The 11,532-nt window shown below is 42.6% G+C and carries 8 protein-coding genes and 2 pseudogenes; 8 read left to right on the top strand and 2 right to left on the bottom strand.

From position 1 onward, the window contains the following. Positions 1 to 99: pseudogene (locus ACFOU2_RS15825) on the top strand (ABC transporter permease); the annotation flags it as partial. 287 nt (positions 100 to 386) lie between these two features. Here ACFOU2_RS15825 and ACFOU2_RS15820 read toward each other — a convergent pair. After that, positions 387 to 1,523 (bottom strand): 5-methyltetrahydropteroyltriglutamate--homocysteine S-methyltransferase, encoded by a 1,137-nt coding sequence (locus ACFOU2_RS15820; protein WP_377916755.1) that lies wholly within the window; start codon positions 1,521 to 1,523, stop codon positions 387 to 389. 148 nt (positions 1,524 to 1,671) lie between these two features. On the opposite strand from ACFOU2_RS15820, the pseudogene ACFOU2_RS15815 reads away from it, so the two are divergent. Then, positions 1,672 to 2,256: pseudogene (locus tag ACFOU2_RS15815) on the top strand (MATE family efflux transporter); the annotation flags it as partial. 81 nt (positions 2,257 to 2,337) lie between these two features. On the opposite strand, the gene ACFOU2_RS15810 reads toward ACFOU2_RS15815, so the two are convergent. Next, a complete protein-coding gene (locus ACFOU2_RS15810; protein WP_377916753.1) occupies positions 2,338 to 2,517 on the bottom strand; it encodes an H-type small acid-soluble spore protein in 180 nt (59 codons plus the stop codon). Between the two features lie 318 nt (positions 2,518 to 2,835). Between ACFOU2_RS15810 and ACFOU2_RS15805 the strand changes: the two genes are divergently transcribed. From ACFOU2_RS15805 to ACFOU2_RS15780, 6 genes are all read left to right on the top strand, one after another. Further along, positions 2,836 to 3,480 (top strand): LytTR family DNA-binding domain-containing protein, encoded by a 645-nt coding sequence (locus ACFOU2_RS15805; RefSeq protein ID WP_377916751.1) that lies wholly within the window; start codon positions 2,836 to 2,838, stop codon positions 3,478 to 3,480. Between the two features lie 115 nt (positions 3,481 to 3,595). Further along, positions 3,596 to 5,125, top strand: coding sequence for an acetyl-CoA hydrolase/transferase family protein (locus ACFOU2_RS15800; RefSeq protein WP_377916749.1), 1,530 nt, complete (start codon positions 3,596 to 3,598; stop codon positions 5,123 to 5,125). Positions 5,126 to 5,364: 239 nt separating this feature from the next. Further along, positions 5,365 to 6,477 (top strand): citrate/2-methylcitrate synthase, encoded by a 1,113-nt coding sequence (locus ACFOU2_RS15795; protein ID WP_377916747.1) that lies wholly within the window; start codon positions 5,365 to 5,367, stop codon positions 6,475 to 6,477. A gap of 53 nt (positions 6,478 to 6,530) precedes the next feature. Next, entirely contained in the window at positions 6,531 to 9,425 is a 2,895-nt protein-coding gene (locus ACFOU2_RS15790) for a 2-oxoglutarate dehydrogenase E1 component (RefSeq protein WP_377916745.1), read from the top strand. 79 nt (positions 9,426 to 9,504) lie between these two features. Then, positions 9,505 to 10,749: a 2-oxoglutarate dehydrogenase complex dihydrolipoyllysine-residue succinyltransferase gene (gene odhB / locus ACFOU2_RS15785; protein WP_377916743.1), complete on the top strand. Its 1,245-nt coding sequence runs from the start codon at positions 9,505 to 9,507 to the stop codon at positions 10,747 to 10,749. A 300-nt stretch (positions 10,750 to 11,049) separates the two neighbouring features. After that, positions 11,050 to 11,280 (top strand): YitT family protein, encoded by a 231-nt coding sequence (locus ACFOU2_RS15780; RefSeq protein WP_377916741.1) that lies wholly within the window; start codon positions 11,050 to 11,052, stop codon positions 11,278 to 11,280. The last annotated feature ends 252 nt before the right edge of the window (positions 11,281 to 11,532 follow it).

The following is an 11,532-nucleotide window of genomic DNA, read 5'->3' as shown; positions in this document are numbered from 1 at the left end:
GCACCATATGTATTAACGATTTTAGCGCTGGCCGGTTTTGTAGGCCGTGCCGAAGCTCCAAAAGCATTGGGAACACCATATGAGAAAGGAAAACGTTAAATTTCGGGCAGGATTCATCTGTTGTAGATGAACCTGCCCTTTTTCCTTTTATCCCGCATTAACGGGCAGTAAGACCCCCACTGATGGATATATGCTTCATTCACTTTCTTTGCACCGGAATTAGATAAAAGAGCAAGCCTATTACATAATAGAAAACTTTAAGCCGGGTGATGGATAAAATTTTTCAGTATACAAACAATAGACTTGTATTTCCCAATACAATCCGGTTCATAAAAAAAGACATATCAAACCGAATTACTGCAGGAATGATATGTCATCATTAAACCTTACTTCCAAACATCTTGGGCAATTTCAACCACATGCCGCAGTTTCGCCCACTGCTGTTCTTCCGTCAGTAAATTGCCTTCCTCTGTTGAGGCAAAGCCGCACTGCGGGCTTAGGCCCAACTGGTTCAAATCGACAAAACGGGAAGCTTCGTCAATGCGACGTTTTATATCTTCGGGATTTTCCAATTCCCCAAATTTAGAAGTAACCAGGCCAAGTACGATCTGCAAATCTGGCCGTTTTACGAAGCGAAGCGGTTCAAAGCCGCCAGCCCGGTCACTGTCATATTCCAGGAAGAACCCATCGATATTAAGGCCTTCAAATAGTGTTTCCGCCACCGGCTCATAACCGCCGGAAGAAATCCATGTCGAGCGGAAATTGCCCCGGCAAATGTGCATGGTGATTTTCAGGTCATCCGGACGGTCCGCTACCGCTTCATTAATCGTTTTCGCATACAACGCGCTCAGTTCCGCAGGGTCTAATCCCCGGGCCCGTATTTGCTCTTTCTGTTCTTCGGAACAAAGATAGGCCCATGACGTGTCATCCAGCTGCAGGTATCGGCAACCGGCATCATAGAAAGCTTGGATCGCCTTTTTATATGTATGGGCCAAATCATGGAAAAATTCTTCTTTATCGCTGTAAGCACTCGTTTCGATTTCCCCTCTGAAATGCAGCATACTCGGGCTTGGAATCGTCATTTTAGCCGTATGCGCACCGGCGACGCCGTGCAGAAACTTGTAATCCTCCAGCATCGGATGATTGGTGAAATCTAGTTTGCTTATCACCTTGACGGCGTGAGACTTGGTTTGTTTTTGATGGAATTGAATGCCGCTTTCTGTGTCATAGCCTTCCACGCCATCAAGGTTTTCAAGAAAATCAAAATGCCACCAGGCCCGTCGAAATTCTCCGTCTGTCACGGCCTGAAGCCCAACCTCTTTTTGCTTTTCAACGATGCGAGTGATCTCTTCGTTTTCAATCAGCCGTAATTGTTCCGCAGTGAGATCGCCGGCAGCCTTTTGCAAACGCGCCTTTTTAATCCGTTCCGATCTTAATAAACTGCCCACCTGATCTGCCCGAAACGGCGCTTCTGTACGTTGTAATGATTGATTTGAATGTTGTTGTATCATTTGTTCCATCATTTGTTTCCTTCTTTCTATTGAATATTGAAAATAGTAACAAATATTCTGATAAAAGTAAATCTATATAAATCCACATAAATAATTGGACATAAATAAAAAGCATTTATGTCCAATTATTTACGCGTAAGCGGCTGATAATCTCCCTTACGGGTTCTTGTCAGCCGCTTATACGAGAACCTTTGTAAGCTCGTCGATGTTTATTTACTTGTTCGCTATCGCTATCGGCATGGGAACGGCCATTATTGTAGGCAGATTAGTGGGCGGCAACCGGAAAGACGAGGCTTATCATCAGGTTTGGAAAAGTGTGCGGTGGGCGAGTGCGGTTACGTTTCTGATGGTTGTACTTGTCATCCTGTTCCGCGAGCCGTTGATGAGGTTATTTACCGATGACCCGGAAATTATCCGAATGGGTGCGAACGTTTTAATATTAAGCATCATTTTGAAGACGGGGCGTACCATGAATATCGTACTCATTAATTCCTTGCGAGCAGCAGGGGATGCTAAGTACCCCGTATGGATCGGTTTATTTTCCATGGTTGCGATGAGCTTGCCATTAGGGTATCTCCTTGTCTTTCAGCTGGTACTGGGTTTGGCCGGAATTTGGCTGGCTATCGCGGCCGATGAATGGTTACGCGCGGTTATTATGTTTTTCCGATGGAAGAGCAGGGCGTGGGAGAATCATGCTCTCGTAAAGCATGGTTTTCCGGAACAAACGGCTACGGCACAATCATGATTCTTTAACTATAGAAGTCAATGTCAATTGAAGCGGAGACTTTTTCCCATTATCGTACAGGGGAAGGGCCTCCGCGTTTTTCTATCTTTCTTTTAATGCATCAATGGCGACCAGTCGTTTTTCATCATGAGTTCCTCTGGCATGGATTGTTGCCATACTTGAAGTTTCATCAATGCTTTCAATCCAGACAGGAACACCATGATAGTACACAGGTATTTCTTCCGGAGAAGAAAGGATTTCTTTGACACGATTTAGTTCCATTCTATCACCTCAAGTACTATTATTTCCAAATACAATCCGAATCATAAAAATAAAAAGACCGGCGGCTGCTAACACTTTATAGGGCATGGCCGTTGATAACTCTTGCTTTTCCTTTGGAATCATGCTTTCCAATTGTTTGGCTTTTTGCCTATTGCCCAAACTGATGTTAACATGTGGAGGGATAATAGAAGGGGGTGCTCTTGTGGAATCCCCTTACTTCTAAAATATCTAAAGAACATTCCATAGAAAAAATGGTGAAAAACATATAAAATGAATACTGGTGACAAAAAGCTGAATTTATCAAGAAAGGTGTTGGAAATGGAACAGTTTAAAGCATCCTCCCTTCTAGATGTTATTAGTGAGTTATTCTCAGACGAAGCATCCATTGCCGTATCGGATACAGATAAATATATCTATTATCGACCAAGTAAACGGATCAATCTAAAAATTAAGCCAGGAGACTCCATAAAGGAAGGAACGATTGCCTATAAAGCGTTAGTCAGTAAACAAAAGGTCTCTGAATTTATCCAACGTGATGTGTTCGGGGTTCCTTATTACGGCATGGCTGTTCCCCTTCTAGACGAAGGAAAACTCGAGGGATGCGTTACCGCGATTTTTCCCGCTCTGACGAATGGTAAATCAGTGGTAACCGTGAAAATCAATGATGGGTGGGTTCCCATTCCTTTTTCAAAAGTGATGTATTTAGAAGCAAGTGATCGAAAGACCTACGTGTTTGCCGAAGATTATTCCGGCACCCATAAATATACGTTGAACGAATTTGATTTTCTTTTACCGAAAGATTACTTTGTGCGATGTCATCGATCCTATATTGTCAACGTCAATCACATCCAGGAGATTTATCCCGATACGCATTCGACGTTTTTGTTAGTCATGAAAAATCGGTCCAAGATTCCTGTCAGTCAGTCATATGCCAGTTATTTCAGAAAATTACTCGGATTTTGAAAATTTATTCTGTTTTAGGATAAAATAATCTGTTTTATCCTATTTTTTTTTAATTTCATTCCAAAATTCCTTCCTCATAAAATTTGTCGGGTAAAATAATAAAAAAAGATGTATAATGAGGAGTGGAAAAATGGAGAGCGTTTACAATCGTATTCAAGATCATCGTTTGCAAGACCGTGTGGTTTCGGCAGAAGAAGCCGCATCTTGGATTCAAGATGGCATGACACTAGGATTAAGCGGTTTTACTCGAGCAGGAGATGTAAAAGCAGTTCCTTTTGCGTTAGCAAAGCGTGCGGAACAAGAACCACTTAAAGTCAATGTGTATACGGGAGCGTCCCTCGGATCGGATGTTGATAAATTATTCGCTGAGGTTGGCATGCTCAATAAGCGTTTGCCTTTCCAAGCAGATCCTACCATGCGAAAAAAGATTAACCAAGGGGAATTTTATTTCATCGATCAACATCTATCCCATACGTCAGAATGGGTACGTGCCAATGTATTGGACCCGATTGATTTCGCTATTTTGGAAGCGGTTTCTATCAGAGAAGACGGCGTGATCATCCCGACCACATCTGTAGGAAACTCGATGGTGTTCGCTCAACATGCAAAGTCCATCATTGTTGAAATTAATTTAGCCCAACCTGAATTGTTAGAAGGAATTCATGATTTATATGAACCGGGTAAGCAGGGAGAACGTTCTCCGATTCCATTAACCAAACCAGATGATCGTATCGGATCTATGGGAATAAAGGTTGACATAGAGAAAATTAAAGGTATTGTCTTTACAAACCAGCTCGACTCTCCATCAACGATCGTGGCGCCAGACGAAGAAACTGTGATTATGGCACAACATTTAATTACATTTCTACGCCAGGAGATTAAAGCTGGACGATTGACCAATCGTCTTGCTCCTCTGCAATCTGGAATAGGTTCAGTAGCTAACGCAGTCTTTCATGGTCTTCTAGATTCTGAGTTCACAGATTTAGAGGTATATTCAGAAGTACTGCAAGATGCGGTCTTCGATTTATTGGATGCCGGAAAAGTTCGTTTTGCATCTTGTTGTTCGATTACCTTGTCGTCCTCGAAGATGGAGCAAGTATTCTCGAATTTTGGGCAATATCGTGACAGACTCATCTTGAGACCGCAAGAGATTTCTAACCATCCTGAAGTGATTCGCCGAATGGGGCTGATTTCCATTAATACGGCCTTGGAATTAGATATTTATGGAAATGTGAACTCAACCCATGTAATGGGTACACAGATGATGAATGGAATCGGCGGTTCTGGCGATTTTGCACGAAATGCCCGTCTTGGAATTTTCGTCACGAAATCGATTGCAAAAGACGGGAAAATATCAAGCATTGTTCCTTTTGTCTCGCATGTGGATCATACGGAACATGATGTGGATGTCATTGTTACCGAACAAGGGTATGCTGACTTGCGCGGATTAGCTCCGAGAGAACGTGCCGAACTCATTATTGAACGCTGCGCTCACCCGATGTACCGTGAACAATTAAGGGAGTATTATCAAGAAGCTCTTCAAAGAGGCGGACAAACTCCGCATGTCTTGGAAAAAGCCCATTCCTGGCATGTGAATTATGCAAAGAATGGAACCATGTTACAAAAAGTTGTACAACATGTGTAAGAAAAATGGATCAAACATGATATAGCGAAGACTTACATGGCATACACAACAGCTAGTTATATCATAATATCCAATTATATTTAGCACGATTCCTATGAAAATAGATGGAGAATAACGTTAGAATCAACGGTGGTAACTGTATATTCTAAAAATATAAAATACTGCAATCTTAACTATCTATTTCAAGAGCTGCTACAAGAGGAGAAGAAAGCTCAAAATACAAAAGGATGGGAGAAATCATGATGACGACTGCTGGACTGGAAGGAATCACTGCCACTCAATCTGCTGTTAGTTCGATTATTGACGGAACACTAACATACCGGGGAATTGATATTGATGAATTAGCGGATAACGCAAGTTTTGAAGAAGTTGTCTATTTATTGTGGAACGGCGAGCTTCCAAAAGCTGAAGCATTGGCACGGCTAAAAAAGGACCTCGTTTATTATGGAGTGTTACCTGATGAAATTCTTTCCTTGTTGAAATCTTTGCCTCGCAACGTCCATCCTATGGACACGCTTAGAACCGTTGTATCCGCTTTGGCCTTAGTGGATCCGGAGACGAAAGATCTGTCTCCGGAAGCAAATCGAAAAAAGGCATTGAAAATTCAGGCTCAGATGTCAACAATTGTAGCCGCTATTCAAAGAGTACGTGAAGGGCAAGAAATCCTCATGCCTAAATCGGAGTATAGCTTTGCACAAAATTTTCTATATATGTTAAAAGGCGAGGAACCTGATCAAGTGGCTGTTGAAGCTTTCAATAAGGCACTGATCTTGCATGCTGATCATGAATTGAATGCCTCTACTTTCTCTGCGCGGGTTACGGTAGCTACTCTTGCTGATATTTATGCAGGGATCGTTTCCGCTATCGGAACTTTAAGCGGCCCTCTCCATGGCGGGGCAAACGAAGCAGTGATGGGGATGCTTGAAGAAATCGGTGATGTAGATAACGTTGAACCATATATTCGTCAGGCTTTAGCAGAAAAGAGAAAAATAATGGGATTCGGCCATCGCGTATATAAAACAGGAGATCCTCGTGCCAAGCATTTAAAGGAAATGTCTGAAAAATTGACTCATTTGACAGGGCAGAGAAAGCTTTATGAAATGTCTATCAAAATAGATGAAATCATTACAAGAGAAAAAGGATTATTACCGAATGTTGATTTTTATTCAGCTTCTGTTTATCAAAGTTTAGGCATCAAAAGGGAGTTGTTTACACCGATTTTTGCGGTTAGCCGCACCTCCGGATGGACAGCCCAGATATTAGAGCAATATGAGAATAATCGCTTAATTCGTCCGCGTGCTGAATATATCGGTCCGCAAAAGAGAGGTTACACCCCTATCGAAATGAGATAGAATGATAATGTAAGCAAAAAAGAAACCATAAAGTACCATTGAGGTGAGTTTGAATGGCAATCGATGAAAACAACGAAAACCCGTGGAGAGGGTTTCATGGTCCAAACCTTGGCTATGTGATGGAACAATATGAACGGTATATGGACAATGCAGATTCTGTTGACGAACAATTAAAAGAGCTTTTTCTAAAATGGGGATCCCCTCTATCTGTTGAGACGGAACTGGTTAAAGAAGGCAGTGAAGCTTCATCTGTGGTTTCAGCCAACAAAGCGAATGTTAAAAAAGTGCTCCAAGCAGCGAAATTACTGGAAGACATTCGCTCAAACGGCCATTTGGCAGCAAGCATTAATCCTTTAGAGAAGAACAATCAAGGAGAAGAGTTGTTTAATCCAGGAAAATACGGGCTGCATGATGCTGACTTGAAAGCGATTTCGGCTGAAGATGTCTGGGAAGATGCACCAGAAGAGATCAAAACAGCGGCTGATGCCGTTCAACGTTTGAAAGATGTCTACACCAATACGTTGGCTTACGAGTTTGCTCATGTGCATGATCACACAGAACGAGCGTGGTTAGCCCAAATGGCGGAGGCGGGTGCTTTACACCGTTCGTTATCAAAAGAAGAACGAGCCCGCCTTTTGAAACGGTTGACAGAAGTAGAAGGCTTTGAACAATTTTTACATAAAACATTTGTTGGCCAAAAACGATTTTCCATCGAAGGAGTGGATATGCTCGTACCGATGCTCGATGAAGTGGTTCGTGAAGGTGCCGGAGATGGCGTACACAACATCATGATCGGGATGGCCCATAGGGGACGCTTAAGCGTACTGGCACATGTATTAGAAAAGCCATACAGCAACATGTTTGCGGAATTTCTTCATGTTTCAGCGAAGCCGCATTCCTCACCGGATAGCTTAATGGAAATAAGCACTGGCTGGACAGGGGATGTGAAATATCATTTAGGCCGAGATCGATTGATTGGAGCGTCTGGCAAAAATTCGACGCGTGTCACACTGGCGAATAATCCGAGTCACCTTGAATTTGTGGATCCTGTTGTGGAAGGGTTCGCTAGGGCTGCTCAGGAAGAGCGACATAAAGCCGGTCATCCTGAACAAGATGTTTCGAAATCGTTTGCTGTTTTAGTCCACGGCGATGCGGCGTTTCCAGGTCAAGGGATTGTCTCTGAAACACTGAATTTAGGAAGATTGAAGGGCTATCAAACAGGGGGAACCATTCATATCATCACCAACAATTTAGTAGGATTCACGACAGATAGTTCCGATTCCCGTTCAACGAGATATGCAAGCGACCTTGCCAAAGGGTTTGACATTCCGATTGTGCATGTAAATGCAGATGACCCGGAAGCTTGTCTTGCTGCAACCTATCTTGCTTATCAGTATCGCAAACGTTTCAAGAAAGATTTTCTTATCGACTTGGTCGGATATCGCCGCTTTGGACATAATGAAATGGATGATCCAACGGTTACCCAGCCTCACGTTTACAAAAAAATAAATCAACATCCAACCGTAAAAGCGCTGTACGCTGCTCAACTGCAAACGAAAGGCATTCTAAGCCTGGAGGAAGTAGAAAAAATTGATCAGGATGTTCAAACAACATTACAGGCTGAATATGACAAAGTTTCAGGCAACAAAAAGCATGACAAGAAAGCAGGAGCAGAAGTGCCGGAAGTGATTCAAAAAGGAATTCCGGACATGAACACAGGGGTTGCAACGGAAACGCTCCGTGAATTAAATCGTGAGTTATTAAAATGGCCGGAAGGGTTTAACGTTTATCCAAAACTAAAACGAATTTTGGAACGACGCGAAAGTGCATTTGCAGATGGCGGAAAAGTGGAATGGGCAGTAGCGGAAGCGCTGGCATTTGCTGCGATTTTAGAGGATGGCACACCGATCCGTTTAACGGGCCAGGATGTTGAACGTGGAACATTCGCGCAGCGCCACCTTGTTTTACACGATGCGGAAACGAATAAGACGTTTTCACCATTACAACATTTACCGCAAGCCCAGGCCTCATTTGCGGTTCATAATAGCCCGCTTTCGGAAGCGGCTGTTGTGGGCTTTGAGTACGGTTATAATGTTTTTGCACCTGAAACGCTTGTGATATGGGAAGCGCAGTATGGCGACTTTGCCAATACGGCACAAGCTCTTTTTGATCAATTTGTGTCAGCGGGACGCGCGAAATGGGGACAAAGATCAGGACTTGTCTTGCTGTTGCCTCACGGGTATGAGGGACAAGGTCCGGAGCATTCAAGTGCCCGTCCGGAACGCTTTTTACAGCTGGCAGCCGAAAACAACTGGACGGTCGCCAACTTGACAAGCGCGGCACAGTATTTCCATATTTTACGTCGCCAGGCAGCATCTTTAGGAACTGAATATGTTCGGCCGTTGGTCATAATGACGCCGAAAAGCTTGCTGCGTAATACGCTTACCGCTTCACCTTATCTATCACTTAGCGAAGGCGGTTTCCAAACGGTGCTGGAACAGCCGCAGCTCGGAAAAGAAGTTGATAAAGTTAAGCGATTAATCTTAACAACCGGTAAGATGGCGATTGATTTAGCAGCGGAAGTGGAATTAGGGAAAGAACACCAAAACTTAGATGGGCTGCACATTGTTCGTATCGAACAATTATATCCATTCCCTAAGGAAAAAATCGAAGCGCTTATTCAACGTTATCCAAACTTGGAAGAGATCGTGTGGGTCCAAGAAGAACCAAAAAATATGGGTGCATGGCACTATGTAGTACCCATTCTTTTTGAACTTGCGGCTGGTCGTGTAACAGTAGGCTACATCGGACGTCCGGACCGTTCAAGCCCTTCAGGAGGCGACCCAACGGTTCATAAAAAAGAACAAGAGCGAATCATCCATCAAGCGTTGAAACATGAACGTATACTTGATACTGATTCACAAGGAAAAGTACTGATGAACAGTTAACAAACGTCATAAAAAGATGCCCATTGAAAAAGAAACGAATTTGACATGAACTTTGAGAAGACTAGGAAGGAAGTTGAACATGATTGAAATCAAAGTACCTGAACTTGCAGAATCCATTTCAGAAGGAACCATCTCACAATGGCTCATTAATGTCGGCGAAAAAGTGAACAAAGGGCAGAGTGTGGTCGAGCTCGAAACGGACAAAGTTAATTTAGAAGTAAATGCAGAATACACAGGTGTGTTATCGAAAGTATTAAAACAACCAGGTGACACAGTTGAAGTGGGCGATGTTATTGCTATTTTGGACGAGAATGCAGGAGGGGAAACAGCTCCGGCTCAATTAGTGAATGAGGAAAAACCAACAGGGGAAGCCGCAAACCAACCGAGTGCTCAATCAGTGCCGGAACCTCAACAAATGACACGTCCTGTTGCTTCACCTGCGGCACGAAAGCTTGCAAGAGAACTGGGAATTGACTTAAATGAAGTAAAAAGCAGTGATTTGCTTGGCAGAATTAGACCGAATGATGTGAAGGCACACGCACAAGCGCCCGCAGCAAAAGAAGAGCCAAAAGTGGAGAAGGTTAATAAGCCTGCAGTCAAGCAAACCGAAACAGAGTTTGATAAGCCTGTAGAACGCGTGAAAATGTCACGCCGCCGCCAAACGATTGCGAAACGCCTTGTAGAAGTCCAGCATACGGCTGCCATGTTAACAACGTTTAACGAAGTCGATATGTCAGCCATCATGAACTTACGAAAAAAACGGAAAGATGCATTCTTTGAAAAACATGATGTTCGTCTTGGTTTTATGTCTTTCTTTACAAAAGCCGTCGTTGCCGCTCTCAAACAATTTCCGCTATTAAATGCTGAAATTCAAGGGGACGAGCTTGTCTTGAAGAAGTTTTACGACATCGGAATCGCAGTGGCAGCGCCGGAAGGGTTGGTCGTACCTGTTGTGCGCGATGCGAATCAGAAGAGCTTTGCCGAGATTGAACGAGAAATCAGCAGCCTTGGCAAAAAAGCCCGCGACAATGCCCTTACATTAAAAGAGCTGCAAGGCGGAACATTTACGATCACAAATGGCGGGGTCTTTGGTTCCTTAATGTCAACACCGATTTTAAACGGTCCTCAAGTGGGGATTCTCGGCATGCATAAAATCCAAACGCGGCCAATAGCGATTGATGAAGAACGGATGGAAAATCGCCCGATGATGTATATTGCTCTATCCTACGACCATCGAATTGTAGACGGAAAAGAAGCGGTCAGCTTCCTGGCTACAGTAAAAGAACTGTTGGAAGATCCGGAATCTTTATTATTGGAAGGTTAATAAAATAAAACTATATTATTTGGATGAATATGGTTTTTTAGGATACAGCCTCAATTCCTTTAAGGAGTTGAGGCTGTTTTTATTTTAGAAGGAATTTTGATGAGTGATCAATCATCAAAGATGAACAGCGCTTCTAAAATAAAGATCCTGATTGTCATTCGAATTAATGGAAATAATATACGTGCTTAGCGGTGAGAAAGAAACGCTGTAACGTATTACTTGAGAAAAACCGTTTATACTCATCCTTCATAAATAACTGCATTATTAAGGAGAAAAAACAGACAATGATTAATATTAGGAATGGGTGTCGGCATCATTATTTGCTTCGGTGGTTCTATAGATGGAACAGAGGTCGTGGCAATCTTATTAAGCGGACGAACCCGTTTTTCCATTGGTCAATATGTGATGTTATTTAATTTTTTTATTTTTGGGAGTGCCATTTTCGTATTGGGTATCAAGGAAGCCATTTATTCTTTGGCGACCTATTTTGTAGCGTATAATATAATGGATTTGACAATTAAAAGTTATTAACATGAATGGATTGAACTACCTACCACTTAATTTTCTAACGAAAATTTGAAGTGGGAGTCTTCTCGCCTAAAATGATAAAAAATATAGATCGGTATTAGTTTTATGTTCTTTTGAAAAAAGAGTAAATCCATATCGAGAAAGAACGAATACAAAATAATCATTATTCATGAGAAACGCTCTGGGGGTTGATTTTCCAGAGCGTTTTCAATTAATAGAAATCCCGGGATGTAACCCCTTTCATCATTGCTTGAA

This window comes from Bacillus songklensis, assembly GCF_042649685.1.
GTDB classification, from domain to species: Bacteria; Bacillota; Bacilli; order Bacillales; family Bacillaceae_H; genus Bacillus_BA; species Bacillus_BA songklensis.
This window is presented reverse-complemented; position numbering and strand designations above follow the sequence as displayed.